Source organism: Parafrankia discariae, from assembly GCF_000373365.1.
In the GTDB taxonomy this organism is placed as follows: Bacteria; Actinomycetota; Actinomycetes; order Frankiales; family Frankiaceae; genus Parafrankia; species Parafrankia discariae.
In genome coordinates this window covers 150,669-177,329 of the sequence record NZ_KB891285.1, presented here as the reverse complement: position 1 = coordinate 177,329, position 26,661 = coordinate 150,669, and the positions used below count along the sequence as shown (strand labels likewise).

18 protein-coding genes and 1 pseudogene are annotated in these 26,661 nt (G+C 74.5%); 15 read left to right on the top strand and 4 right to left on the bottom strand.

Annotated elements, in window-relative coordinates:
• Window positions 1–8: 8 nt before the first annotated feature.
• Window positions 9–1,043: an alpha/beta fold hydrolase gene (locus B056_RS0133940; RefSeq protein ID WP_018506286.1), complete on the bottom strand. Its 1,035-nt coding sequence runs from the start codon at window positions 1,041–1,043 to the stop codon at window positions 9–11.
• Between the two features lie 89 nt (window positions 1,044–1,132).
• Window positions 1,133–1,633 carry a phage holin family protein gene (locus B056_RS39040; protein ID WP_018506285.1) on the bottom strand — a complete coding sequence of 167 codons (501 nt, stop codon included), beginning with the start codon at window positions 1,631–1,633 and terminating at the stop codon, window positions 1,133–1,135.
• 342 nt (window positions 1,634–1,975) lie between these two features.
• Between B056_RS39040 and B056_RS0133930 the strand changes: the two genes are divergently transcribed.
• The 7 genes and pseudogenes from B056_RS0133930 to B056_RS46300 form a co-directional block, all read left to right on the top strand.
• Window positions 1,976–2,953 (top strand): Fic family protein, encoded by a 978-nt coding sequence (locus tag B056_RS0133930; RefSeq protein WP_018506284.1) that lies wholly within the window; start codon window positions 1,976–1,978, stop codon window positions 2,951–2,953.
• 161 nt (window positions 2,954–3,114) lie between these two features.
• The gene (gene ssd, locus B056_RS0133925; protein WP_018506283.1) at window positions 3,115–4,743 is read left to right on the top strand and encodes a septum site-determining protein Ssd; all 1,629 of its coding nucleotides are present in this window, start codon (window positions 3,115–3,117) and stop codon (window positions 4,741–4,743) included.
• Window positions 4,740–6,044, top strand: coding sequence for a TadA family conjugal transfer-associated ATPase (locus B056_RS0133920; protein WP_018506282.1), 1,305 nt, complete (start codon window positions 4,740–4,742; stop codon window positions 6,042–6,044). The genes ssd and B056_RS0133920 overlap by 4 nt, the downstream gene beginning before the upstream one ends.
• A complete protein-coding gene (locus B056_RS0133915) occupies window positions 6,041–7,558 on the top strand; it encodes a hypothetical protein (protein WP_026240477.1) in 1,518 nt (505 codons plus the stop codon). The genes B056_RS0133920 and B056_RS0133915 overlap by 4 nt, the downstream gene beginning before the upstream one ends.
• A gap of 177 nt (window positions 7,559–7,735) precedes the next feature.
• Window positions 7,736–8,071 carry a DUF4244 domain-containing protein gene (locus B056_RS45205; RefSeq protein ID WP_035753718.1) on the top strand — a complete coding sequence of 112 codons (336 nt, stop codon included), beginning with the start codon at window positions 7,736–7,738 and terminating at the stop codon, window positions 8,069–8,071.
• Between the two features lie 10 nt (window positions 8,072–8,081).
• Window positions 8,082–8,525 (top strand): TadE family type IV pilus minor pilin, encoded by a 444-nt coding sequence (locus tag B056_RS0133905; RefSeq protein WP_018506279.1) that lies wholly within the window; start codon window positions 8,082–8,084, stop codon window positions 8,523–8,525.
• Window positions 8,522–8,899: pseudogene (locus B056_RS46300) on the top strand (Rv3654c family TadE-like protein); the annotation flags it as partial. The gene B056_RS0133905 and the pseudogene B056_RS46300, both read left to right, overlap by 4 nt.
• Before the next feature lie 107 nt (window positions 8,900–9,006).
• On the opposite strand, the gene B056_RS45200 reads toward B056_RS46300, so the two are convergent.
• Window positions 9,007–9,987, bottom strand: a complete 981-nt coding sequence (locus tag B056_RS45200; protein ID WP_026240476.1) for a hypothetical protein — start codon at window positions 9,985–9,987, stop codon at window positions 9,007–9,009.
• 108 nt (window positions 9,988–10,095) lie between these two features.
• Window positions 10,096–12,672, bottom strand: a complete 2,577-nt coding sequence (locus B056_RS39030) for a DEAD/DEAH box helicase (protein ID WP_018506278.1) — start codon at window positions 12,670–12,672, stop codon at window positions 10,096–10,098.
• A gap of 353 nt (window positions 12,673–13,025) precedes the next feature.
• Here B056_RS39030 and B056_RS0133890 point away from each other — a divergent pair, with 353 nt between their 5' ends.
• The 8 genes from B056_RS0133890 (at window position 13,026) to B056_RS0133850 (ending at window position 26,541) form a co-directional block, all read left to right on the top strand.
• The gene (locus B056_RS0133890) at window positions 13,026–13,367 is read left to right on the top strand and encodes an STAS domain-containing protein (protein WP_012157755.1); all 342 of its coding nucleotides are present in this window, start codon (window positions 13,026–13,028) and stop codon (window positions 13,365–13,367) included.
• A gap of 36 nt (window positions 13,368–13,403) precedes the next feature.
• Window positions 13,404–13,991 (top strand): ATP-binding protein, encoded by a 588-nt coding sequence (locus tag B056_RS0133885; RefSeq protein WP_018506277.1) that lies wholly within the window; start codon window positions 13,404–13,406, stop codon window positions 13,989–13,991.
• A 610-nt stretch (window positions 13,992–14,601) separates the two neighbouring features.
• Window positions 14,602–16,962, top strand: a complete 2,361-nt coding sequence (locus B056_RS0133875) for a sodium-translocating pyrophosphatase (protein WP_026240475.1) — start codon at window positions 14,602–14,604, stop codon at window positions 16,960–16,962.
• Window positions 16,963–17,636: 674 nt separating this feature from the next.
• Complete coding sequence (gene topA, locus B056_RS0133870) at window positions 17,637–20,729, top strand: type I DNA topoisomerase (RefSeq protein ID WP_026240474.1); 3,093 nt, start codon at window positions 17,637–17,639, stop codon at window positions 20,727–20,729.
• Window positions 20,729–23,188 (top strand): dTMP kinase, encoded by a 2,460-nt coding sequence (gene tmk / locus B056_RS0133865; RefSeq protein ID WP_018506272.1) that lies wholly within the window; start codon window positions 20,729–20,731, stop codon window positions 23,186–23,188. Before topA ends, tmk begins: the two co-directional genes overlap by 1 nt.
• 13 nt (window positions 23,189–23,201) lie before the next feature.
• Window positions 23,202–24,458: a DNA polymerase III subunit delta' gene (locus tag B056_RS0133860; protein WP_018506271.1), complete on the top strand. Its 1,257-nt coding sequence runs from the start codon at window positions 23,202–23,204 to the stop codon at window positions 24,456–24,458.
• A 51-nt stretch (window positions 24,459–24,509) separates the two neighbouring features.
• A complete protein-coding gene (locus B056_RS0133855; protein WP_018506270.1) occupies window positions 24,510–25,433 on the top strand; it encodes a metallophosphoesterase family protein in 924 nt (307 codons plus the stop codon).
• 88 nt (window positions 25,434–25,521) lie between these two features.
• Window positions 25,522–26,541, top strand: coding sequence for a PSP1 domain-containing protein (locus B056_RS0133850; protein WP_018506269.1), 1,020 nt, complete (start codon window positions 25,522–25,524; stop codon window positions 26,539–26,541).
• The last annotated feature ends 120 nt before the right edge of the window (window positions 26,542–26,661 follow it).

Below are 26,661 nucleotides of genomic sequence, written 5' to 3'. Positions count from 1 at the left end.
GAGCGGGGTCACCGCCGCCCGGACTCCGATCGGGCGTCTGGTGCCGGTCCGGCGTCCGGTGCCGGCTCGGGCTCGGCGTCCGGTGCGGGCTCGGGCGTGGCTTCGGCGGTGGGGGCCCGGTCGGGCGTGATCTCGGCCAGCCAGGCGATCAGGTCGCGGGTGACGGTGTCGGGGTCCTCCTCGTGCGGGAAGTGGCCCAGTCCGTCGTACAGCCGCCAGGAGTAGTCGGCGGCCACGTGGCGATCCGACCCGGCCGCCGTGGACGGCAGGAAACAGCGGTCGAGACGTCCGTGCAGTTGCAGCGTCGGCACCCGCACCGGAGTCCGGAGCAACTCGGCGAAACGCGCCCCGTCGGGACGGAACAGCGAGCGCACGGCCCAGCGGTGGTACTCCAGGGAGCTGTGCGCGACGCCGGGAATCCGCATCGCGCGGCGGTAGCGGGCCTCGGTCTCCGGTGTCGGGTAGCCCGGTCCGCCCCAGTACCTCAGCAGCTCGCCGACATACGCCGCCCCGTCGGCGACGAGGCGACGCTCAGGCCGCCACGGCAGCTGGTAGGCGGCCAGATGGCGGCTGGCCAGGCCCTGCCCGCGGGGGTCCACGGCGATCTGGCGGCGGATCCGCAGCGGATGGGGCATGCCGATCACGGCCAGCGCGCGCACCACCCGCGGGCGGCGGACCGCTGTCGTCCAGCCGAGCAGGCCGCCCCAGTCGTGCCCGACGATCACCGCGTCCCGCTCACCGAGGGCCCGCACCAGGCCGGCGACGTCGTCGGCCAGCGTGAACGCGTCGTAGCCTCTCGGCGGCTTGTCGCTGGCGCCGTACCCGCGCAGGTCCGCGGCGACCACCCGGTAGCCGGCCGGCGGGAGGTCCCGGAGCTGGCTGCGCCACGTCCACCAGAACTGCGGGAAGCCATGCAGGAGGAGAACCAGCGGCCCCGCGCCGGCCTCGGCGACGTGCAGGCGGGTCCCGTTGGTCGATATGTCGCGGTGGCGCCACGGCCCGTCGACGAGAACCGTGGCGGACTCGGGTGTGGCATCCTCCATCGCCTGTCAGGATGGCAGATCCCGCGGCCGGGCCGACCAGCGGTCGCGCGGGTCACCCGGATCGCCGGGCCGCCGCGACCTGGGCGGTCTCAGTGGAGGCCGGGGCCGTCCTCCAGGTGTGCCGTCGGCGCCGGCGTCGTCCCGGTGCCTCCCGGCTTCGGGCGCGCCCGCGCCGAGCCGTTGGATCCGTTTGTCGGATTGCGCAGCCAGGCGATGTCGTCGCGGACGGTCTGGATGGTCCGTTCGGGCGGCGCGAGACGCTTGAACCTGGTCACGGCGAAGATCACGAGCAGGCCGGCCACGGCGAGGTAGAGCACCGCCGTCAACAGGTACGCCCAGAAGCGTTCCAGGCCCGCCCAGGTGAACAGCTCGCCCAGGAACACCGTGCCGGCGATGAACGCGCCCAGGCCGAGGCCGGCCGCCGCGGCGAGGAACCCGATGCCGAGCCCGGCCGACACCGCCTGCCGCGCGAGCTCCGCCTTGGCGAGCTCGATCTCCTGGCGGATCAGCAACGACATGTCCCGGGTCGCGAGCGCGACCAGCTCCCCCAGCGTCGGTTCCCGCCCCGCTCGCGAGTTGTCGGTCGTCATCGGCACACTGGCCCTCCCTCTCGAAGTCGGTGCGCGGGCCCTGTGGTCAGGTCCGCCGACCGATGCCCTCCCGGGAGCGCGCACGGCCGCCGTCACGCGGCCGACCCGTCCGGATGCCCTGCCTGCAGTGTGACCGTTCGTTGCGGACCACGGGGGGCAACAACCCGAAGGAGCGATGTGATCCGGAGGACGATTCACCCACTTCACGCCGCCGGGCACACCTGATGGCGGACGACGCGGCGTCCCGCGCGCACATGGTGGGCCGGTGCCGGCGAACCCGACCGGGGTAGCGTCTGCGGGGTGACAGCACGTTCGTCGGTATCAGTCGTCGGAACCGACCCATTGAGCCAGGTTGCGGCGATTCCCGGTGTCGACGAGGCCGCGACGGCGGCCCGCGCGGCCGTCGACGCGCTCCTGCGGCATCGCGTCCTGCGGCGCCAGAGTGCCGAGGTGACCGCCGAGGCGTCGCTGCGGGCGGCCCGCGCCTCGGCCGCGCTGGAGGGCCACGACATCGCGCTGGACGCGCTGCGGGCCCGGCTGGGCGAGACCGGCCGGGACGACGACCGTCCCGCCGTGTCGGCCGGCCAGTCGGCCGACCCGTGGGAACGTTCACTGGCCGTGACCCTGGGCGCGGTACGCCTCTACGCGGAGCTGGGCACGCTCTCCTCCGCCTGGGAGCGCGCACCACGCCAGGCGCTGGCGCGCATGCACCTCCTCGCCGGGCGCGGGCTGCTTCCCGACGACGTGCTCGGCCGGCCACGAACGGACGCCGCGACGGACATCGCATGGCCGCCGGCCGGCGGCACCGGGGCCGGCCCGGCGGCCGTCGCGGGGTCTCCGGCCGTGCCGGCGGTTCCGGCGGTTCCGGCCGCGGAGATGTCCCAGCGCCTGGACGGGCTCACCGCGGTGTTGACCGTGCCGACCAGGGCTCCCGCGATCGTGGTCGCGGCGATCACGCACGGTGAGCTGCTCGCGATCCGCCCGTTCGGCGCGCTCGATGGGATCATCGCCCGCGCCGCCGCGCGCCTCGTCCTGGTCAGCCGCGGGCTCGACCCCAAGGCGCTCGTCGCGACGGACGTCGGCCACCTCGAGCTGGACCGCGCGGGCGCCGACGCGGGTGCGGGCGCCGACGCGGGTGCGGGTGCGGGTGCGGGTGCGGGTGCGGGTGCGGGTGCGGAGCCGGACTACCGCGCCGCGCTCGCCGCGTACATCGCGGGTGGCGCCGAGGGCGTCGGGGTCTGGGTGCGGCACTGTGCCAGGGCGCTGGAGCTGGCGGCGCGGGAGTCGCTCGCGGTGTGCGAGGCCCTCTCCCGAGGCTGACCCAGCCCGACCCAGCCCGGCAGGGCGCCTGGCGAAGGCGACCTCCACTCGAAACGATTCTTATAGCACGACGGCGCCGACACTGAAGATCCACTCAGGGCGGGGCGCCCGACGCATGGTGGCCGCACACAGCCACCCGCGCCGAAGGGACGGGCCCCGCCATGACTCCCGCGAAGCCCCTGACATCAGTCGACGACAGCCGTCGCCAACGGCCCCTCGTCGTCACCGACGCGCCCGACCTGCTGGACGACCTGCTCCGGCTCGCGGCCGCGGCGGGATCGGCCGTCACGGTCGCGCCGACGGCCCGGGCCGCGAGCCGGTACTGGGCGAGCGCGCCGCTCGTCGTCGTCGGCGCCGACCGCGCCGCCGCCTGCGTCGCCGCGGGCCTGCCGGAACGGTCCGACATCGTTCTCGTCGGCGCCGACGTCGACGATCACCGCACCTGGAACCTGGCCCTGCTGATCAACGCCGAGCACGTCATCTTTTTGCCCGAGGCCGAGACCTGGCTGGTCAACCTCTTCTCGCGAGCGGCCGACGCGGCGCGGCGACGGTCGCGGACGGTGGGCGTCCTCGGTGGCCGGGGCGGGGTCGGCTCGACGACCCTCGCGGTGGCCCTCGCCCGCGCGGGGCTGCGGCGCGGCGTCCGTTCGGTGCTGCTGGAGGTCGACCCGTTCGGCGGCATCGCGGTGGGCGACAACGCCTCCGACGCCGACGGGCCACCCGGGTACCCGCGACCGGCCGACGCTCCGACGTCCGAGGCGCCGACGTCCGGCGCACCGGTCCGCGGGCCGGCGGCGGCCGGCGCACCGGTCGGCGAAGCGCCGACGACCGCGGCACCGGGTTCCAGGCCGGCGGCGGGCCCGTCACCGGCGGGCCCTCGGGCGGCGGGCCCGTCGCCGGAGAGCGGCAGCGGCCCGCTCACCACCGCCCGCCACGGGGCGCACCGCGGCGAGCGTCCGGTGCCGCCGGGCGGGTGGTCACGGCGGCACCGGCCCGGCCCGGCGGTTCCCGGCGGGACGCACGGCCGCGCCACCGGTGGCGGCATGGCGGGCGGCGGGGGCTCACGCGAGGAGCCCTTCGCCCACGAGGAGGAGGGGAGCTTCCTGGACTGGCTGCTCGCGGGGCCGACCATGACCGGCGGCGACCTGCCCGTGCTCTCCTGGGACCGCGCGACGATCCCGGTGCTGCCGCCCGCGGCGGTCGGCGCCCTGTTCGCCACGGCCTGCGGGAGCGCCGACCTGATCGTCGCGGACCTCCCCCGCTCGGCCGACCCGGCCTGCGACGTCGGCCTGTTCCTCTGCGAGACGGTGCTCGTCGTCGTGACGACGCAGCCGTGGGCGACCGCCGCGGCGGCCCGGGTGGTCGCGCACGCCGCTCGCACCTGCTCCGACGTCAGGCTGGTCGTCCGGCTGCCACCGCCAGGTTCCGGCGGCCGCGGCGGCCCGGCGACGACCCGGGGGACGGACCCGTCCGGGCGCTCGGCGACGGCCGGCGCGGTCGCGGCCAGGCTGGGTCTCCCGCTGGCCGGGGTGATCCACGACGAGCCCGGAGCGAGCCCCACCCTGCTCGCCGCCCCGGGCCGGCCGCAGGCGGCGGGCGGCAGGGGAGACCGTCCGACCACAGGTCGCACTTCGGGCAAGCCGCGCTCAGATGCCACGGACAGGACCACCGATCGGGACGCCGACGGCAACGCGGCGACCGGCTCGGAGTCCCGAGTCGGGGCATCGATCATCAAGTTCAGTGACCTCTTCATCGCGGAGCTCGGGCTGGACGGCGGAGCACGCCGATGACCGGGGTGGCCGGGGCGGCGGAGCCCGGTCGGATCACCGGCGGCGGTCCTGGCCGGGGCGGCGAACCCGACGCCGACCCGAGGACCTCCGGCGCGGCCGCGGGCGGCGAGCAACGGCTCGGGCCGCTCGCCGTCCTGCTGCGGGACCCGGAGGTGACCGACGTCCTGGTCAACAGCCCGGATCAGGTCTGGATCGAGCGGGCCGGCCGCCTGCGGCCCACGGCCGTGCGCTTCCCCGACGACGCCGCCGTCCGCGCGCTCGCCGTTCGGCTCGCCGGCAGCGGCGGCCGGCGCCTGGACACGGCGATGCCGTACGTCGACGTCCGCCTGCCCGACGGGATCCGGTTGCACGCGGTTCTCTCCCCACCCGCGCTCGGCGGGACGTGCCTCTCGCTACGCCGGCCGCGGCCCCGGCCGTTCACTCTGGACGAGCTCGCCGCGCTGGGCACGATCGGGCCGTCCGAGACGGTCGTGCTGCGCGCCGTCCTCGCCGCCAGGTTGACGGCCGTGATCAGCGGCGGGACCGGCACCGGGAAGACCACCCTGCTCGCCGCGCTCCTCGACGCCGTCCCGGCGAACGAACGGGTCGTGCTGATCGAGGACACCGCCGAGCTCGTCCTCACCCGGGTCAACCTGGTGCGGATGGAGGCGCGCCCGCCCAACATCGAGGGCGCGGGCGAGATCACCCAGCGTGAACTCGTCCGGCAGGCGCTCCGGATGCGCCCGGACCGGCTGGTCGTCGGCGAGGTGCGGGGGCCGGAAGTGCTCGACCTCCTGATGGCGATGAACACCGGTCACGAGGGCGGGATGGGTACGGTCCACGCCAACACAGCCGAGACGGTGCCCGCCCGGTTCGAGGCCCTCGGGGCGCTCGCCGGCCTGCCGCGCGCCGCGCTGCACAGCCACCTGGCCGCGGCCGTGCACGTCGCCGTCCATCTCGGCCGCGACGGCGACGGCGCCCGCCGCGTGACCGGCATCGGCGTGGTGTGCCGCGGCGCCGACGGGATCGTGCGGATCGTGCCCGCGCTGGCCGGCGGAACCGGCCCGGTCCACTACGGAGGGCGTCCGTTCGCCGGCGTCGAACGTGAGGGGCTTCCCGTCCTACGCTCGCTCCTGCGCGATCGTGGAGTCTCGCTGTGGCCCTTCGATCAGGCCGCCCCGGTCCGGCGCGGTCCGCGGCCGGCCCCGGTCACCGGATCGCCGCCGCCGGCGAGCGTGTCAGCGCCTCCACCGGCGGAGGCGCCGGCGCCTCCACCGGCGGAGGCCGCGGCGGCGGAGAACGTGCCGGAGGCGGTGCTGTGACCGCCGATGGCCGCGGGCGGCGGGCGGCCGTCTCGAAGTTCGCCGGCGCGGCGGCGCGGCTCGGTCTGGTCGTCTCCGGGACGGCTCTCGCCGGCCCGCTCGCCGGTCTTGCCGTCGTCGTCGCCCGGGCGGCGCAGCTCGCCGTCCGGCGGGCGGCCGACCAGCGGTACGAGGCGGAGCTGCGCGGCGCGGCCGAGGACGTGCTGGCCGCTCTGTCGACCGAGCTCGATGCCGGGGCGGCCCCCGACGAGGCCCTCCGGACCGCCCTGTTCTCAGTCGGCGATCTGCCGACCCGGCACCGCCGCCGGCGACGCGGCGCGGGCCACGGCGACCGCCGGAGCCGGGCGGGCGCAGCCGGGCTGCCCACCGGCGGGCTCGACCTCGGGCGCCTACGCGAGCTGCTGCCCCGCGCGGAGGATCCGGCGCGCCTGCTGGCCCGGTGCGAGGCCTCCGCGTTGCGCCAGCTCGCGACGGCGTACCGGGTCTGCCGGCTGGCCGGCGTCCGGCTCGCCCCGGTAGCGACCATGCTCGCCGACGCCGCCCGGGCCGACGCGGCCCGGGCCGACGAGCTGGCGTCCGCGCTCGCCGGGCCACGATCATCAGGTCGGCTGGTGGCGGGGTTGCCCCTGCTCGGGCTCGCGCTGGGCGCGCTCGTCGGCGCGTCGCCGGTGGAGGTCCTGCTGACCGGATCGGCCGGCCGGGCCTGCCTGACCGCGGGCGTCCTGCTCGACCTCGCGGGACTGCGCTGGCTGCGCCGCATCGCGGACGGAGTGCAGGCCCAAGTGCCGCCGGTATGCGCGGGCCCGCCACCCGCCGGCCGACGCCGGGGCGGCCCGACCTCGCGCGAGTACCGGCGCCGACTCCTGGCCGATCTTCCCCTCGCCCTCGACCTCGTGGCCGCGTGCCTGCGGTCGGGTGCGACCACCCAGCACGCTCTGGAGGTCGTCGGCGTGGCGACGGGCGGCGCGGCGGGCTCGCAGCTGAAAGCCGCCGGCCGGGCCATGCGCCGGGGCGTCCCCGTCGACGAGGCCTGCGACCGGCTCCTGGCAGCCGGCGGCGCGCCTCGCACCAACGGCACGCCTCGCCCCAACAGCGCGCCTCGCCCCGGCGGCTCCCCTCGTCCGGGAGCGGCCCGCGCCGGGACCGGCCGCGCCGGCTCGTCCCGCGCGGTGGGGCGGCGCCGGGACGACCGGCGCACGACCGTCCGTCGCGGTACGAGCCGGCGCCGGGAGACCCGCGTGGTGACGGCGACCGCCGCCGCCATCGGCCGGACGGAGTCGTCGGGGGCGAAACTGGCCGCGACGCTGACCAGGATCGGGGACCGTGCCCGGCAGGAGGCCCACGCCGCGGCCATCGCGGCCGCCCGCCGGGCGGGTGTCCTGGCCGTCGCGCCACTCGGGCTCTGCTTTCTGCCCGCGTTCCTGCTGCTCGGGGTCGTGCCGGTCGTCATCGGCTCGGCACCCGATCTCGGCCAGGTGTTCGGCTCGACCACACCGCCCACGCCCCAGGGCTGAGACACCGGGACCGCGCGAGACGCCGGGACCGCGCGGGAGGACCGGCCCAGGCCACGGATCGGCCGCTCCAGGTCACGACCGGCCCACCTCACGACCGGCCCTGTGGACGGGAATTCGCTGTCCACAGCGGCCCCGTCGCCGGCGTGGGGCGGCCGATCCGGCGACACGATCGATGGTGTGCGGGCCAGGTCGGCCCGGCTCTCCCTGAACCCGGAGGCAACGATGCTGTTCCTGTACGTACTGCTCCGCCCGCCGCGCTCCACGCCCTCGGCGCGGCCATGGCACCGACGCTGGCACCGTTCGCGCCGGCCGAACGCGGGCCTGTCGACGGAGACCGGCAGGCCCACGGAACCGCGCAGGTCGACCGACGCGGGCATGTCGACGGCCGAGTACGCGGTCGGAACGCTGGCTGCCGTCGCGTTCGCGGGGGTCCTCTACGCGGTCGTCTCGAGCTCGGCCACCCGCTCGTTGATCTCGTCGGTCGTGCAACGCGCGCTGACCGCCACGTTCTGATCCCGCCACGATGCCCGCACCGGTGCGGCTGCCGCACGCCGGACACAACGGCAAGGACCGCCGGAACGGCCGGCACGCCAGGCATGGCCGGGACGGCGGGGACGGCGGCCAGGTGACCGCGGAGCTCGCTATGGGCCTGCCGAGCCTCGTCGCGGTCGTGTTCATGGTCATCTGGATGATCGGCGCGGTGTCGACGCAGACCCGGTGCGCCGACGCCGCCCGCCTCGGCGCGCGGGCCGCCGCCCGCGGCGAGGCTGAGGCCGCCACCCAGGCCTGGGCGCGGCGTGTGGCACCACCCGGAGCCGCCGTCGAGATCACCCGGGCCGGGGGCGCGATCCGCGTCCGCGTCACCGCGGCGGTGGGCGGCGGCGACATCGGCCGCCTGATGCCGAAGGTCACGGTCGCGGCGGTCGCGGTCGCGGCTGTGGAGGAGGGCCCGGTGGAGCAGCCGTGAGGCGGTTTCCAGCGCCCGTGTGGCGCCTCCTGCGCCCCCAGCTCGGAGAGGGCTGCTCCGACCGGGGCTCGGGCACGATCTGGCTGCTTGGCGCCCTTTCCATCGTCGTGCTGGTCGGGTCGGCGGCGTTGGGCCTGGTGGTGGCCGGGGCGGCCCGTCAGCGCGCGGCCACCGCTGCTGACCTCGCCGCACTGGCCGCGGCCTCGGACCCGTCAGCCCGGCCTGAGGTGGCCTGTCGCCGAGCCGCGGCGACAGCGTCCGCCAACTCCGGAAGGCTGTCTCGCTGTCAGATCGAAGCCGATGCCATCAGGATCGAGGCGGAAGCCGATCTACCCGGGCCACTGCGGGTGCTCGGCCCGGCGCGGGCCCAGGCCCGCGCCGGGCCCTGGGAGGGCGGGCCCGGCGCTTATCAGCCGACCACGGCGAAAGGAGCTGGCCCCAACCGCGCACCGGATGGTCAGGGCGTGCCCGCACCCACGGGTCAGTTCGTGCGCACGCCCGCGGGAGGCGTGGGCGATCCGGATGCCGGCACCGCCCCGGAGGCGGGCCCCGGCGTGGTGGAGGCACCTGGCGCGGTCTCAGCCGCCTGCGCCTCGCGCTTCTTACGCCGCAGGTCGGAAACCCGAGCCACCACACGGTCACCCGGATGCGCCGTCGGAGCGGGCCGACGTCCCGCCGGCCGTCCCTGCCCCGCCGCCACCGGCGCGGGTCCCGCCGCGGCCACCGGCGTGGGAGCGGCCGTGTTCCCCCGCCCACCCCCGGCCTGGCCGACCGGAACAGTCCCGGCGGCACCCGGCTGGGTCGGGTCACCGGCGGCCCGGCCATCGGCAGGCCGGCTCTCCCCGGGCGCACCGCGCCCCGTCCGAAGCGGACCGGTGTCGGCCGCCGCGGCGGCCGCCTGGCGACCGGCCTGGGCGCGCACGGCCGGGTCAGGCGCGGTCGTCGGCACCGAGCCGGGCGACACAGAGCCCACCGGAACCGAGCCCGCCGGAACCGAGCCCGCCGGAGCTGAGCTGGGCGGCGTGGTTCCCGCGGCCCCACCCGGCCTGACGCCTGCGCCCGTGCCTCGGCCGCCGGCGGTGGCCGGGCCGGAGCGGGGCGGGGCGCCGACCGGCGTGAGCCCCGTGGCCGGGGCGGACCCGGCGGTCGGGGCGGTCGATGCCGTCGGGGCCGCGGGCCGTGGCGCCGGGGCGGGCACGGCCCGCGTCATGGCGGCCAGATCGCGGGCGCGCTGACGCTCCAGCCGACGCCGGTGCCTGTCCCGGGCGAAACCCTGCAACGTGATCTGCGTGCCGGCCACCACCAACACGCCGGTCGCGAGCCCGAGAACGAACAGCCCCCAGATGTCGAAGGAGAGCGACTGACCCATGATCATTACTTCTGTCTGACCGGAGTTCTCCAGGACGATGTCCGCGGTGAGAACACCCGCCAGAAGCAACAGGACCACACCGACGGTGACCACCGGAACCTCCAGATTTCCTGCTACGTATCGATTGCGCCGCCTCGAAAATCCGACAGAGGGCGGTCTACCCCCGATACGGTCGTCTGCACCCCCGACCCGCGAACGTGTTCATTCCGGCCGGGGGATCGGTGGGTTCGCCGGGTTGCCGTCCAGCACTGCCAGTACGGCGTCGAGCAGCCGCACGGCAGCCGCTTTCGCGAGCGGCTCGTTGCCGTTGCCGCACTTCGGCGACTGGACGCAGGACGGGCAGCCGGCCGGGCACTCGCAGGCGGCGACGGCGTCCCGGGTCGCCCGCAGCCAGTTCGCGACCCGCAAAAACCCGCGTTCGGCGAACCCCGCGCCACCGGCATGGCCGTCGTAGACGAAGACGCTGGTGCGGCCGGTGTCCGGGTGCAGGTCGGTGGAGACTCCACCGATGTCCCACCGGTCGCAGGTGGCGAAAAGAGGCAGCAGGCCGATCGCCGCGTGTTCGGCGGCGTGCACGGCGCCCGGGACGTCGGCGGGGTCGATCCGGGCCGCCGCGAGAAGCTCGTCGGTCACCGTGTACCAGACGGCCCGCGTACGCAGCTGGCGCGGCGGCAGGTCGAGCGGCTCCTGCCCGAGTACCTCCCCGGTGTTCAGCCGGCGTCGCTGGAAGGCGACCACCTGATTGGTGACCTCGACCGTCCCGAGATGAATCTCGACGTCGGCGAACCGCGCGGAGCGGCTGGACTCGACCACCCGGATGTCGGTGTGCTCCCGCGCGACCGTGCTCCAGTCCGGCGTCGCCGCCTCGACGAAGGCCACCGCGTCGTCCAGGTCGAGCTCGGTGACGATGAAGCTGGCACCCTGATGCAGGTACACCGCCCCCGCGTGCACCGTCGAGTGCGACGTCGCCGCGTCGACGGTGCCGAGCAGGCGGCCCGTCGCCATCTCGACGATCCGCACCGGTGGGCCACCCATACCCCGGATGTCGACGTCCGGGCGGTGCCGCTGGGTCCAGAACCAACCGGTGGGACGGCGGCGCAACCGCCCGCGCCGGACGAGGTCGTCGACCGCCGCGCGGGCCCCGGCCCCGAACAGCTCCAGGTCGTCCTCGGTCAGGGGCAGTTCGCTGGCGGCACACTCCAGGTGGGGCATGAGCACGTAAGGGTTGTCCGGGTCGAACACGCTGGCCTCGACCGGCCGGCCGAAGACGGCCTCCGGATGGTGGACGAGATAGGTGTCCAGCGGATCGTCCCGCGCGACCAGGACCGCGAGCGCGGCCTGCCCCGCCCGGCCCGCCCGGCCGGCCTGCTGCCACAACGACGCCAGGGTGCCGGGGAAGCCGGCGATCACCGTGGCGTCGAGTCCGCTGATGTCGACACCGAGCTCGAGCGCGGACGTCGCCGCCACGCCGAGGAGCTCACCCGTCCGGAGTCGCCCCTCCAGCGCACGGCGTTCCTCGGGCAGGTAGCCCGCCCGGTAGGCGGCGACCCGCTCGACGAGTTCGGGGGCGGCCTCACCCAGGCCGCGGCGGGCGGCGGCGGCCACGACCTCGGCGGCCCGGCGCGAACGGACGAACACCAGCGTCCGCACACCCTCGGCGACAAGATCGGCGAGCAGATCAGCGGACTCGGCGGTCGCGGCCCGCCGCACGGGGGCGTCGTTCTCTCCGCGCGGCACGGGTTCTCCGGGTGGCGAACGGACGAACACCAGCGTCCGCACACCCTCGGCGACAAGATCGGCGAGCAGATCAGCGGACTCGGCGGTCGCGGCCCGCCGCACGGGGGCGTCGTTCTCTCCGCGCGGCACGGGTTCTCCGGGTGGCACGGGTTCTCCGGGTGGCACGGGTTTTCCCCGGGTGCCGGGGCCGTCCACCGAAGCGCTCGGCCGTTCCGCGCGGACGCCGAGCAGCGGCGGCTCGTACAACGCGAAGTCCATGGGCCCTCGGGGGGAGGCGTCGGCGTCGACCACGTCGACGTCCAGGCCGGTCAGCCGGGAGGCGGACAGGCCCGGATCAGCCACCGTCGCCGAGGCGAGCACGAACACCGGCCTGGTGCCGTACCGGGCGCAGACCCGCCGCAGGCGCCGCAGGATCTGGGCGACGTGCGCACCGAACACACCCCGGTAGCCGTGGCACTCGTCGACGATGACGAACCGCAGGCCGCGCAGGAACGGGGCCCAGCGGCGGTGCGACGGCAGGATCCCGCGATGCAGCATGTCCGGGTTGGTGAGGACGAACGTGGCATGCGCGCGGACCCACTCCCGCTCGGGGCCCGGGGTGTCGCCGTCGTAGGTGGACGCCCGGACACCGGTCAGCGTCAGCGAGCGCACCGAACGGAGCTGGTCGTTGGCCAGCGCCTTGGTGGGCGCCAGATAAATGGCCCGCGAGTTCGGCTCCGCCAGCAGCCGGGTCAGCACCGGCAGCAGGTAGCCCACGGACTTCCCCGACGCGGTGCCCGTGGCGAGCACGACGCCGCGCCCCTCGTACGCCGCCCGGGCCGCCTCGACCTGGTGCTTCCACGGCCGCTCGATCCCCGCCGCGCGCAGCCGGCTCACCAGCAGGGGGTCGGCCCACTCCGGCCACGCGGCCGGCTGGCCCCGCCGGGCGGGAACGCGCTCGACATGGGTGATGTTGGCCGCCCGTCGACCGTCCCGGGCGAGTCGGTTCAGGACGGTTCCGACCCGCGCGGCATCGTGCTCGGTGACGGCCGGCGAACCCACGCCCGTCACGATAGGCGGTCGCCCGAGGACGATGTCCGCCCACCATCCACACCATTCGCCCTCGTTGCCTGGCCGAGCCCGGCCAGGTCACGGTAGGCAACCTGATGACACCCCACACCGGGGCCGGCGCTAGATCGGCGATAGCATCATCCGAGATGCGTCGCCATCGGATGAGCGAGGAGCAACACCGGGTCGCTTCAAACACCGGGCCGATTCATCCGTCGGCGGCGCCGAATACCGGCTCGCCATCTGTGTCGCGGGCCATCGGATTGATCCTCCTCATGGGAGGGTAGTGCCGCCGTGATGTCGGTCGCCCGAGGCGCGGGCGCCGGGAAGAACCACTAGGAGGATCCGTGGATCTGTCCCTCACGACTCGCCAGGAGGGGACCCACACGGTCGTCGTGGTGGGCGGCGAGATCGATGTTTACACCGCCCCCAAGCTTCGCGAGCAGCTCATCGACCTGGTCTCGGCCGGGTCGTACCACCTGGTGGTCGACATGGAGGGGGTGGAGTTCCTCGACTCCACCGGCCTCGGTGTCCTGGTCGGCGGGCTCAAGCGGGTGCGTGCCCACGAGGGCTCGCTGCACCTGGTCTGCACCCAGGAACGTATCCTCAAGATCTTCAGGATCACGGGGCTCACCAAGGTCTTCCCCATCCACTCCTCCGTCGAGGAAGCCCTGGCCGCCAGGGACTGATCAGGTCCCGTTCGCGAAAGGCAGGTCCTCGGACGCATGCCCACCGTCGAGTTGCACTTCGCCGCCTTGCCCGGTCATGTCCGCACCGCCCGGATGATCGCGACCGCGGTCAGCAGGCGCGCGGGCGTGCCGGCCGGCGCCGTCGACGAGATCAAGTTGGCGGTTGGTGAGGCGTGCGCCCGAGCCGTCCGGGTCAACCGCCGGAGCAATCCCGAGGCGCTGGTGCGCGTGGCGCTGACCGACGCGCCGGAGACGTTCACCGTCATCGTGTCGGACAGCGGCGCCCCGGGCGACGAGGTCGCCCCCGGCCCGGACGGCGGCCTCATTAGCGCGCCCGCCCTGCTGGATCTCGGGGACGCGGCGGCCCTCGGCTCCGCCGCGCTCACCGCGCCGGGCCTCGACGGCGATCCTGACGCCGACCAGCCGTTCCCACCCGGCCTGGGGCTGGCGCTCATCGAGGGCCTGGTCGACGAGGTCGCCGTCCGGCGCGGCACGGACGGCACGGGCACCGTCGTCGAGATGACCTGGCACACCGGTGAGCCGCCGGACGACTCCGATCTCGACTCCGCCGCCTACGCGGCACTGGCCGCGGAGATAGCGGGTTCCGCCCGCCGCGAGGCCTGACCGTCCCTCGGCGAGGCCGAGTCGTACCCCGGGGTACCCCGCGGGGTACCCCGGGCTGTGACCGTCGTGGCGGGTGGGTGAGCCGATCGGCTCACCCACCCGCCACGTTTGCGTTGGAACGGCTGGCTGAGGTCGGACGTCCGAGATCCGGCGGGGCCCGCGTCGGAGGCATCTCACGAGCCGCCCTACAACAAAAACGGGCGACTCGGCCAGCCACAACCGAAAAACGAGCGCACGTCACAGACGTGCGGATAGACTCCGCCGCATCTCACCGACGGTCGATCGGGGCCGTCGGTGTTCCCCTTGGTGTTCCCCGTGGGGCCTGGCCCCGGGCCACAGGCCAGGGCCACACGAAGGCGTTCACCGCGCGGGCTGGTCGGCGGCGCCGGGTACGGACCGGCACCGCTGCCGCACCGGAGTCACGTCCGGCGCCCGCTCGGCGCTCGCTGGAAGGTGGCTCCCGCCCGCTGACCGGTGTCGGTCGCCACCCAGGGCGTCGTCGGATACGACGTCACGGCTGTGATCGACGAACGGTGCACGGCGGGCGTCTCGCGCCCGACCCACATCTGCCGCGGCCACAGGGGGCGCACACAGCAGACCGGGAGGAGCCATGTCCCCGATCCACACCCTACAGGCCGAGGACCCCCCTATCGACCTTAGCGGTGGAGCTGTCGGATTGGTCGCCGGTGTGGCGATCGTCGCAGCACTCGCCCTCCTCGTAGCCGCCTACCTGGTGCGTGAGGTACTGGCGGCGAACGCGGGCACTCCGAAAATGATCGAGGTGGGGAGAGCGGTTCAGGAGGGAGCCGCAGCCTACCTCCGCCGACAGTTCCGGACCCTCGCCGGGTTCGTCATCGTGATCCCGTTCGTCCTGTTGCTCCTACCAGCGGATGACACCGGCGCTCGCGTGGGCCGTTCTGTGTTCTTCGTCGTGGGCGCCGTCTTCTCCGCGCTGGTCGGCTTCGTCGGCATGTCGCTCGCGACCCGCGCCAACACCCGCACCGCGGCCGCGGCGATAGAGAGCGGGGAACGTGCCGCGATACGGATCGCGTTCCGCACCGGCGGCGTCGTCGGGATGTTCACCGTCGGGCTCGGCCTCTTCGGAGCGGCGGTCGTGGTCCTGGTGTTCCGGGACACCGCCCCGCAGGTGCTCGAGGGGTTCGGGTTCGGCGCCGCCCTGCTCGCGATGTTCATGCGGGTCGGCGGCGGAATCTTCACCAAGGCGGCGGACGTCGGAGCGGACCTGGTCGGCAAGGTCGAGCAGGGCATTCCCGAGGACGACCCGCGCAATGCCGCGACGATCGCCGACAACGTGGGCGACAACGTCGGTGACTGTGCCGGGATGGCCGCCGACCTGTTCGAGTCGTACGCGGTGACCCTGGTCGCGGCGCTGATCCTCGGGGTCAAGGCGTTCGGCGAGAACGGGCTGGTCTATCCGCTGCTGATCCCGGCGGTCGGCGTGCTCACGGCGATCATCGGGATCTTCGCCGTCTCCCCCAGGGACGGCGACCGCACCGGCATGACCGCGATCAACCGGGGCTTCTTCATCTCCGCCGTGGTCTCCGCTATCGGTGTGGTGATCGTCTCCATGGTCTACCTGCCGGGCAGTTTCGCCGAGTTCCCCGGGCTGGAAGGCAGCACCCAGAGCGGCGATCCACGCGTGATCGCGATCAGCGCGGTGCTCATCGGCATCGTGCTCGCCGCCGCCATCCAGCTGCTGACCGGCTACTTCACCGAGACGAACCGCCGCCCGGTCCTCAGTGTCGCCGAAGCCTCGACGACGGGACCGGCCACGAACATCCTGGCCGGAATCGGGGTGGGTCTCGAGTCGGCTGTGTACTCCGCGTTGCTCATCGGCGCGGCCGTGTTCGGCGCGTACCTCCTCGGCTCGGGCAGTGTCACGATCGCCCTGTTCGCGGTGGCGCTTGCCGGAACCGGCCTGCTCACCACGGTCGGCGTGATCGTCTCGATGGACACGTTCGGCCCGGTCAGCGACAACGCCCAGGGCATCGCCGAGATGTCGGCGGGGCCGGAGGGCATCGACGAACGCGCCGGCGCGATCCTGACCTCGCTGGACGCGGTGGGCAACACCACCAAGGCGATCACCAAGGGAATCGCGATCGCCACAGCGGTCCTCGCCGCGACCGCGTTGTTCGGCTCGTTCACCGACACGGTCACGACCGCGCTGGCCGACGCGGGGGCGTCCACGGAGGCCGCCCGGGGCACCGTCGGTGGGCTGAACATCGCCTATCCGGACGCCCTGGTCGGCCTCATCATCGGCGCCGCCGTGGTCTTCCTGTTCTCCGGTCTGGCGATCAACGCGGTCGGCCGGGCCGCCGGCCGGGTCGTGATGGAGGTGCGCAACCAGTTCCGGACCAAGCCGGGGATCATGGCGGGCACCGAGAAGCCCGACTACGGGGCCGTCGTGGACATCTGCACCAGGGACTCGCTACGCGAACTGGTGACCCCGGGAACACTGGCCGTGATGGCGCCGATCGCGGTCGGGTTCGGCCTCGGCTACCCGCCGCTGGGCGCGTTCCTCGGCGGGGCGATCGCCGCCGGGGTGCTGATGGCGGTCTTCCTCGCGAACTCGGGCGGCGCCTGGGACAACGCGAAGAAACTCGTGGAGGACGGCAACTACGGCGGCAAGGGCTCCGAGGTGCACGCGGCGACGGTGATCGGGGACACCGTCGGAGACCCGTTCAAGGACACCGCCGGCCCGTCGATCAACCCGCTGCTCAAGGTGATGAACCTCGTCAGCCTGCTGATCGCTCCGCTGGTGGTGAAGTTCTCGGTGGGCGAGGACGAGAACACCGCCGCCCGGATCGGCATCTCCCTGGCCGCGGTCGTGGTGATCGTGGCGGTCGTCGCGACGTCCAGGCGCCGGGGCTCGTCGGTGGGGGACGAACCGCCGCCGCCCTCGGCCCCGCCGACACGCACCCCTCCGTCCGGTTCGGAGATGAAGGTCTGACGACGAGATCCGGCACTGTCGGCACGTAACCGGCGCACCGTCCGCGTGATCTGACGGTGTCCCGCAGCGGATCCGTCCCGACGATCTCCGGTCGGACCCCCCGGCTCCGGACGAAGCCGTCCGGATCACCGTCGGGGCCATGTCGAGGCCTGGTGGACGACCGCCCGCGCGGCCACGCGCGGCCGGTCGACGCTTCGCCCGGGACACGACGCGGGGCCGCATCCCGCCTGGTAGGCGGGATGCGGCCCCGTTCGCGCTCGCCGGGACCGGCGGTCCGCCGGGCACCCCGGGGGCCGAACGATGATCGGTCGGCGCCCGGCGGCACCCGATCGCCGGGCGCTGGACCGCCCGGCGTGGACGGCGGCACGATGGTGCGGATGCCTGCCGGCGCGACCGTGGAGGGAGTGCCCGCGCGGCCCGCGACGGCGGACGGGGGGAGCCCTCCGGCCACACACCGGCGTACGGTGCTCCCTGCGGCCGATTCCGGCAGCGGGAGATGTCCGGTCGCGCCGGGCCCCGTGTCCACGCCCATGGAGCGGGGATCACCGGCGCGTCGACAACGGCCCCGGGCGGGCATTGGAGCAACTGACAGAGGTAGATCACACGAGGATCACCCGGGCGGCACTGACGTCCCGGGCGGTCCACCGGAGCAGCACGCCGTAACGAGGAGAGAAGTGCCACCGCGCACGAATTCGACGAGCCGGACGACCGCGGGGTCGCCCACGCCGGTCGCCGAGCCCGCCAGGCCCGCGGCAGCGAGCGCCCCGGCGGCCGACGCCCCGGTAGCCGACGCCCCGGCAGCGAGCTCCATGGCGGCCGAGGCCGAGGCGACCGAGACGGTCGCGCCCGACGCCACCGGAGGGCGTACCGTCGCGCGCGCCCCGGGCGGGCGACGCCCGGCGCGGGCCGCCGCGAACGGGAACGGGACCCGTCTGGTGATCGTGGAGTCGCCGGCCAAGGCGAAGACGATCGCGGGCTACCTGGGTCCGGGGTGGCAGGTGGAGTCGAGCATCGGCCACATCCGCGACCTGCCGCGCAGCGCCGCCGACGTGCCGCCCGCGCACAAGGGCAAGCCGTGGGCCCGGCTCGGGGTCGACGTCGACAACGGCTTCGAGCCCCTCTACGTCGTCAGCCCGGATAAGAAGGTCCAGGTCAGCAAGCTCAAGTCACTCGTCAAGGACGCCAGCGAGCTCTACCTGGCGACAGACGAGGACCGGGAGGGCGAGGCGATCGCCTGGCACCTCCTGCAGACCCTGAAGCCGACCGTCCCGGTCAAGCGGATGGTCTTCCACGAGATCACCCCGCAGGCGATCCAGCGTGCGGTCGACAGCCCGCGGGAGATCAACGAGAACCTGGTCAACGCGCAGGAGACCCGGCGGATCCTGGACCGGCTCTACGGCTACGAGGTCTCCCCCGTGCTGTGGAAGAAGGTCATGCCCAAGCTCTCGGCGGGGCGGGTCCAGAGCGTGGCGACCCGCGTCCTCGTCGAGCGGGAACGGGCGCGGATGCGGTTCCGCACCGCGGAGTACTGGAACATCGAGGGTGTCTTCCAGCAGACCGTCGCGCACGACGGAGCCGCCCTGGACACGACCCCGCTCCCGGCGACCCTCGTCGCCCTGGACGGGCGACGCCTGGCCAGCGGCCGTGACTTCGCCCCGACCGGCGAGCTGACGTCCGACGGGGTCGCGCTGCTCGACGAGGCCGGCGCCCGCGCGCTGGCCGGCCGGCTCACCGGCGCCGCGTTCGCGGTGCGCTCGGTCGAGACCAAGCCGTACCGGCGCTCGCCCTACCCGCCGTTCATGACCTCCACGCTCCAGCAGGAGGCCGGCCGCAAGCTGCGGTTCTCCAGCCAGCGCACGATGCAGGTCGCGCAGCGCCTCTACGAGAACGGCTACATCACCTACATGCGGACGGACTCGACGAACCTGTCCGAGACCGCCCTGGTCGCCGCCCGCGACCAGGCCCGCACCCTCTACGGCGCCGAGTACGTCCCGGACCGGCCCCGCACCTACGCCAAGAAGGTCAAGAACGCCCAGGAAGCCCACGAGGCGATCCGGCCCGCCGGGGATCACTTCCGGACCCCGGGCGAGGTGCGCTCGGAGCTCGACGGCGACTCGTTCCGCCTGTACGAGCTGATCTGGCAGCGCACGGTCGCCAGCCAGATGGCCGACGCGCGCGGCACCAGCGCCACCATCCGCCTGGGCGCGACCTCCAGCTCCGGTGAGGACGCGGAGTTCTCCGCGTCAGGCAAGGTGATCACCTTCCCCGGGTTCCTGCGCGCCTACGTCGAGGGCGCCGACGACCCGGACGCCGAGCTCGAGGACCGCGAGCGGCGGCTGCCCGACGTCCGGCGGGGCGACCCGCTGGCCACCCGCACGCTCACCCCGCGTGGTCACACGACCAGCCCGCCGCCGCGGTTCACCGAGGCCAGCCTGGTCAAGACGCTGGAAGAGCTCGGGATTGGCCGGCCGTCAACCTACGCGTCGATCATCGGCACGATCCAGGACCGCGGCTACGTGTGGAAGAAGGGGTCCGCGCTGGTCCCGAGCTTCGTCGCGTTCGCGGTGGTCGGGCTGCTGGAGGACCACTTCACCCGGCTCGTCGACTACCAGTTCACGGCCTCCATGGAGGACGACCTCGACGCGATCGCCGCCGGTACGGCCGCGTCCACGGACTGGCTCACCGGGTTCTACTTCGGTCTGCCGGACACGACCGACACCGGCGGTTCCGCCGCGGTCGAGGGGCTCAAGCACCTGGTCGGCGAGCGACTCGGCGAGATCGACGCCCGCGAGGTCAACTCCATCCCGCTGGGCAAGGCGGATGACGGCGAGCCGGTCGTCGTGCGGGTCGGCCGATACGGGCCCTATGTCCAGCACGCCGACGGGCGGGCCAGCGTCCCGGACGAGGTCGCCCCCGACGAGCTGACCGTGGAGCGCGCGCTCGAGCTGCTGGCCGCGCCCAGCGGCGACCGCCTGCTCGGCACGGACCCGAAGACGGGCGCGTCGATCACCGCGAAGGCCGGCCGCTACGGCCCGTATGTCACGACCGACGGCGAGCCGCCGCAGACCGCGAGCCTGCTGCGCACCATGTCACTGGAGACGGTGACTCTCGAGGACGCGCTGCGGCTGCTGACCCTCCCCCGGGTCCTCGGCACCGACGCGGAAGGCGCGGAGGTCACCGCCCAGAACGGGCGGTACGGCCCGTATGTGAAGCGGGGCACCGACAGCCGTTCGCTGGAGTCCGAGGACCAGTTGTTCACGGTGACGCTGGAGGAGGCCCTCGCACTGCTCGCGCAGCCGAAGGCCCGCGGCCGGCGCCAGGCGGCGCAGACGCCGCCGCTGCGTGAGCTCGGGCCCGACCCCGCCACCGAGCGGCCGATGGTCCTGCGCGAGGGCCGGTTCGGCCCGTACGTGACCGACGGCGAGACCAACGCCAGCCTGCGCAAGGGCGACGCGGTCGAGACCATCACGGTCGAACGCGCCGCCGAGCTCCTCGCGGACCGCCGGGCCCGCGGCACGACCACCCCGCGCCGGACCACGAAGACCACGGCCAAGGCTCCCGCGAAGACCGCGGCCAAGCCCCGCACGGCCGCGAAAACCACCACGAAGGCCAAGGCGGCGGGCAGCACGGCGAAGGCCGGCTCCCGCGCGTCGAAGGCCGCCACCGGTGCCGGGGCGACCGGCGCCGCCGGTACCACCACGGGTGACACACCCGGCACGGACAGCACCACCGGAACCGCGTCCGGTGGCTCGCACCGGTCGAGCTGATGGATCTGCCCGTCGGCGAGAGCCACGGCAAACTGGATCAGACACCGCGGCGGGCCACCCGGGCGGCTCCACGGGAGTCCGCGGTGGCGCCCGCGGTCAACACCGACCCGGTGGGCGGTCACCTGCCGAGCGGAGCCCTGCCTAGCCTCGACCCACCGGAGGCTGACCCCCCAGGCGCTGAGCCGCCAGGCACGGTCACCGACCCGTCGGGCGGGGGCGTCGACCTGTCAGGCGGGGGCGTCGACCCGTCGGGCGGGGGCGTCGACCCGTCGGGCGGGGCAGTCGGCCGGTCAGGCACCGGCCCGCCGCCCGGTCGGCGGGCCCCGCGTCCGCCACGGATGCGGGTCCGGCGGCCGCTGAGCCGGCATCCGGTCACGACGGTGCCCTCGCCGCCGCCGCGCGCGCACACCACCGGCGGCTCGGACGGCGACCTTCGGGCGGTCCTGCGGATTCCCGAGTTCCGCCGGATGTGGATCCAGCTCAGCCTGTCCAGCCTGGGCGACTGGATGGGCCTGCTGGCGACCACCGCCCTGGTCACCCAGCTCACCGAGAGCTTCTCCGGGCAGGCGTTCGCGATCAGCTCGTTGCTGATCGTCCGTCTTCTCCCCGCGCTCGTGCTGGGCCCGCTCGCCGGAGCGATCGCCGACCGTCTCGACCGCCGGATGACCATGGTCGTCACCGACGTGATGCGATTCGGGCTGTTCCTGTCCATCCCGATCGTGGGAACGCTCCGATGGCTGCTGATCGCCTCCTTCCTGGTCGAGTGCGTGAGCCTGGTGTGGGCGCCGGCCAAGGAGGCCTCGATCCCGCACCTGGTCCCGCGGAACCGGCTCGCGGCGGCCAACACCCTGAGCCTGATCACGACCTACGGCACGGCGCCGCTGGCCGCGGCGATCTTCACGCTGCTCGCCACCGTGTCCCGAGGCCTGGGCCCGTCCATCCACTTCTTCCGCGACTCCTCCCTGGACATCGCGCTGTACTTCAACGCGGCCACCTTCCTGGGCTCGGCGATCGTCATCTGGGGCCTGCGTTCGATCGGTCGCGCGGAGCGGCCTGAGCACAGCGCCGAGCCGGGCTTCTTCGCCTCGATCACCGAGGGGTGGAAGTTCGTCGGCCAGGACCGCCTCGTGCGCGGGCTGGTCGTCGGAATCCTCGGCGGCTTCGCCGGCGCCGGCTGTGTGGTGGCGCTCGGCAAGCTCTACGTCGAGATCCTCGGCGGTGGCGACTCGGCCTACGGCGTGCTGTTCGGCGCGGTGTTCATCGGGCTCGCCGCCGGGATGGGTGCCGGCCCGAAGCTGCTCGGGGACTACAGCCGCACCCGCCTGTTCGGCGTCTGCGTCACCGCCGCGGGAATCACGCTGGTGGTCGTCGCGATCATCCCGAATCTGGTGATCGCCTGCATTCTGGTCGTGTTCGTCGGTGCCCTCGCCGGTGTCGCCTGGGTGACCGGCTACACCCTGTTGCAGGCCGAGGTCGCCGACGAGCTGCGCGGGCGTACCTTCGCCCTGGTCCAGTCGCTGGTGCGGGTTGACCTGCTGGTCGTGCTCGCCGCCGCACCGGCCCTCGTCGGCGTGATCGGTTCGCATCAGGTCCACCTCTGGGGCGACATCAACGTCCGGGCCGACGGCGTCACCGTCGTCCTGCTCGCCGGCGGGCTGCTCGCCGTGGCGGTCGGCCTGTTCTCCTACCGCCAGATGGACGACCATGCCGGGGAAGCCGTCCTGCCCGAGCTGTGGAACGCGCTGCGCGGGCGGCGGCCGGGCAGCGCCCGGCGCCGCCGGCACGGCGGGTTGTTCATCACGGTCGAGGGCGCCGCGGGCGCCGGCAAGACGACCCAGCTGGAACTGCTGCGCGGCTGGCTGGCCTCGAGCGGGCGCGAGGTCGTGCCGGCCTACGAGACCGACGGGACGTCCTTCGGCGCGGGCCTGCGGGAGCTGCTCGACGACCCCGCCAACCGGCTGCACGCCCGGACCGAGCTGCTGCTGGACGCGGCCGACCGCGCCGAGCACGTGGCCCGGGTCATCGAACCGGCACTGGCCCGGGGCGCGATCGTGCTCACCGACCGTTACGTGGATTCCGCGATCGCCTGCCAGGCGCTCGGCCAGCGGATCGACAGCGACGAGCTGACCGTTCTGACCCAGTGGGCCAGCCACTCGCTGCTGCCCGACGTGACGATCCTGCTGGACCTGCCACCGGAACAGGCACTGGTCCGGGGCGCGGGCGATCCCTACCTCGGGCGGGAGGGCGGGGCCGCCGACGGCGACGGCGACGGCGAGGCCACCGCCGTGGCCTACCACCGGCGGGTCCGCGAGCACTTCCGCAGGCTCGCGGACGAGGATCCGGACCGGCACGTCATCCTGGACGCGACGCTGCCCCCACCGGAGCTTCACCGGCAGATCCGCACGGTGATCGCCGGGCGGCTGCGCCCCGCGCCCGCCGGCGACGGCACGCGCGGGTGATCTGCTCAGCGTGATGCACGACAATGGCGGCGTGACGGTCTGGGACACCCTGGTCGGGCAGGACGCGGTGGTCGCCACCCTGACCGCCGCGGCCACGGCGGCGGCGTTGGTCACCGAGGGTGGGGCGCTGGCCGCTGCCCGGGCGGGCATGACCCACTCCTGGCTGTTCACCGGCCCGGCCGGCTCCGGGCTCGCCGAGGCGGCCCGAGCCTTCGCCGCCGGCCTGCTCTGCGAGAACACTCCGCCGGGCTGCGGGCAGTGTCCGGGCTGTCACACCGTCCTCTCCGACACCGCGGCAGACCTCCGCACGGTCCGTCCGGAGGGGCTGTCGATCGGAGTGCGCGACGTCCGGGCCCTGATCAGGGACGCCGCGAGCGCCCCGAGCGCGGGCAGATGGCGCATCCTGCTGGTCGAGGACGCCGACCGCTTCACCGACTCGGCGGCGAACGCACTACTCAAGGCGCTGGAGGAGCCGGCCGACCGAGCGGTGTTCCTGCTGTGCGCCCCATCCTTCGACGACGTGCTGCCCACCATCCGCTCCCGGTGCCGGTCGGTCGCCCTGCGGCTGCCGGACCCGCGGGACGTGGCCGGCGCCCTCATCCGGGAGGGAGTGGCCGAGGACCTCGCCGCCGTGCTGGCGCAGGCGTCCCAGGGGCATGTCGGGCAGGCCCGCAGGCTGGCCGTCGACCCGCAGGCCCGCGCGCGGCGGGAGTCGGTGCTGCGCCTGCCCGCCCGGCTGCGACGGGTCGGCGACTGCCTGGCCGCGGCCGCCGACCTGGTGGACGCCGCGAACGCCGACGCGCAGGCCGCGAACGCCGAGCGGGACGAGGTCGAGACCGAGGCGCTGAAGACGGCGCTGGGTGTCGGCGCGACGTCGTCCGGTACCAGGTCGACGTCCGCGCGCAGCGCCAAGGCGGGGGCCAAGCCGAAGTCGCTCCAGGTCCGCGGCGCGGCCGGGGCGCTCAAGGAGCTGGAGCGGGCCCAGAAGAGCCGAGGCCGGCGTACCGTTCTCGACTCCCTCGACCGGGCCCTGGTGGATCTCGCCGGGCTGTACCGGGACGTCCTCGTCCAACAACTGCGGGCGCGGGTCACCCCGGTGCACCCCGACCAGGCCGACGCCGTCGCCCAGCTGGCCGCCACGGCCACCCCGGAGCAGACGCTGCGCCGGTGGGAGGCCGTGCTGGCGACACGGCAGGCGCTGGCGGACAACCCGGGCCTGGTGCCGCAGCTGGCCGCCGAGTCCCTTGCCCTCACGCTGCGCGACGCATGAGAGCCTGTCCGACGAGGCCGGCGAGGGGCGTCACCGGCGGAGAGGGCGGGCATGCGGGTTGCGGCGGTCGGCGACCTCCATGTCGTTCCCGGATCCGCGTTGCGGCTGCGGCCGCTCTACCAGCGGGCGGCGATCGTCGCCGACGTCCTGCTGCTCGCCGGTGATCTGACCAACGACGGCGAGCTGGAATCCGCGGCGGAGCTGTGCACGGTCGTCCGGGGGCTTGATCTGCCGGTCGTGGCGGTGCTGGGGAACCACGACCACGACGCCGGCGAGGGCCGGCGGGTCGCCGCGATGCTCGGGGCCGCCGGTGTGATCGTGCTCGACGGAACGGCGGCGACGATCGGGACGGCGGCCGGCCCACTCGGGGTCGCCGGCGTGACGGGTTTCGCCGACAACCACCTCACCGACGGCGGGCCGGGCGGCCGCACCCCCGAGGACACCGCGGCCGACGCCTTCCACCTGCGCGACGCGCTCGCCTCCCTCGACACCGACATCCGCGTCGCGCTCACCCACTACGCACCGGTACGGGAGACGCTGACGGGCGAGGCGCCGGAGTTGCACCGGTTCCTCGGCAGCTCCCTGCTCGGCGCCGCCATCGACGGCTCACGCGCGGCGGGAGCCCTGCGTGGCGCCGGTTCCGGGCACGGAGCGACCGCGGCGCGCACGGCCGGCACGGTCAGCACGACAGGCACAACCAGCACGACAGACTCGACCGGCACGACCGGCACGACCGGCACGACCGGCACGACCGGCACGACCGGCACCACCGGTGCGGGCCGAGCCGCGCGCTCCGGCACGGGCACGGGATCCGCCGACGCGCCCGCCACCGCGCTCGCCGTCCACGGCCATGCCCACCACGGCCAGGAGGCGGGGCGGACACCGGGCGGGACACCGGTCCGCAACGTCGCCCGCCCGGTCATCGTGGCCCCGTTCGCGGTCTACCAGGTTCCGGGCGGGGCCCGCATCGGGTGAGGATGGGCGAACCGGAAGTCTCACCGCCGCCCCCGTCGTAGTCTTCCGTGGACCGGGCAGCCGAGGGCGGAAGGTGGCGGGACGTCGCATGCCGATGATGTGCGCGGTGTCCTTCTCCCGCAGGGGCCGGCTCTACTACGCCGATCCGGGCCCGTACAGCCCGCGGGTCGGCGACCGCGTCCTGGTGCCCACCGACGAGGGACCCGAGGTCGCCACCTGTGTGTGGGCTCCGCAGTGGGTCAGCGAGGACGTCGGCGGCCTGCCGGTGCTGGCCGGCCTCGCGGACGACGACGACCTGCGCCGCGATGACGCCGCCCGCCGGCGCCGCGCTCAGGCGAGAGTCGCCGCCCGCCGGCTCGTCCGGGAGCACGGCCTGCCGATGAAGGTGGTCGGCGTCGACGTGGTTCCCGACAGCAACGCCTTCACCGTCTATTTCACCGCCGAGAACCGGGTCGACTTCCGTGCCCTCGTACGTGATCTCAACCGGACGCTGTCCGCCCGCGTGCAGCTGCGGCAGCTGTCGGCCCGCGACAGCGCGAAACTCCAGGGCGGGATCGGCTCCTGCGGGCGGGACCTGTGCTGTTCCACCTTCCTCACCGACTTCGAGCCGGTGAGCGTGCGGATGGCGAAGGACCAGAACCTCTCGCTGAACCCGATGCGCATCAGCGGGGCGTGCGGCCGGCTGATGTGCTGCCTGCGCTACGAACATCCCCTCTACGAGGAGTTCACCGCCGCCGTCCCCGCGGTGGGCGCACGCGCGTCCACACCGGACGGGGACGGCCGGGTGGTCGCCCACGACGTGCCGCGCCAGCAGGTGACGGTCGCGCTCGACGGCGGCGGCCGGCACGCCTGCTCCCGGGCGGACGTGTGTGGCTCACGCAAGGCCTACGAGGCCACCCACGCGGCCGGGCTGGCCCGCCCGGCCGACACCGCGGATCCGACCGGCCCGACTGACACGGCTGACACGGCCGAGACCGCGGGCCCGGCCGAGACCGCGGGCCCGGCCGAGACCGCGGGCCTGACACCGGACGGCGGCGAGGACAAGTCCCCGGACCCGCCCGGCGGGCGCTCCCACCGCCGCCGATCCCGACGGCGCACGGAGCACTGAAGCCACGGAGCACCGAGGCGAGGGAAGCCCGGGACGCGGGGAGCACCGAGGGGCACGCGGCACGGGCCGCCCGGTCTCCCGCGGGCCAGCAGGGCTCGCGACAGGACAGACAGCGCGACA

Coding starts and splice junctions, on each gene's coding strand:
- B056_RS0133850 (WP_018506269.1), top strand. CDS start 25,522: ATGCCGATGATGTGCGCGGTGTCCTTCTCCCGCAGGGGCCGGCTCTAC.
- B056_RS0133940 (WP_018506286.1), bottom strand. CDS start 1,043: ATGGAGGATGCCACACCCGAGTCCGCCACGGTTCTCGTCGACGGGCCG.
- ssd (WP_018506283.1), top strand. CDS start 3,115: ATGACTCCCGCGAAGCCCCTGACATCAGTCGACGACAGCCGTCGCCAA.
- B056_RS0133885 (WP_018506277.1), top strand. CDS start 13,404: ATGCCCACCGTCGAGTTGCACTTCGCCGCCTTGCCCGGTCATGTCCGC.
- tmk (WP_018506272.1), top strand. CDS start 20,729: ATGGATCTGCCCGTCGGCGAGAGCCACGGCAAACTGGATCAGACACCG.
- B056_RS0133905 (WP_018506279.1), top strand. CDS start 8,082: ATGCCCGCACCGGTGCGGCTGCCGCACGCCGGACACAACGGCAAGGAC.
- B056_RS39040 (WP_018506285.1), bottom strand. CDS start 1,633: ATGACGACCGACAACTCGCGAGCGGGGCGGGAACCGACGCTGGGGGAG.
- B056_RS0133860 (WP_018506271.1), top strand. CDS start 23,202: ATGCACGACAATGGCGGCGTGACGGTCTGGGACACCCTGGTCGGGCAG.
- B056_RS0133920 (WP_018506282.1), top strand. CDS start 4,740: ATGACCGGGGTGGCCGGGGCGGCGGAGCCCGGTCGGATCACCGGCGGC.
- B056_RS0133855 (WP_018506270.1), top strand. CDS start 24,510: ATGCGGGTTGCGGCGGTCGGCGACCTCCATGTCGTTCCCGGATCCGCG.
- B056_RS0133875 (WP_026240475.1), top strand. CDS start 14,602: ATGTCCCCGATCCACACCCTACAGGCCGAGGACCCCCCTATCGACCTT.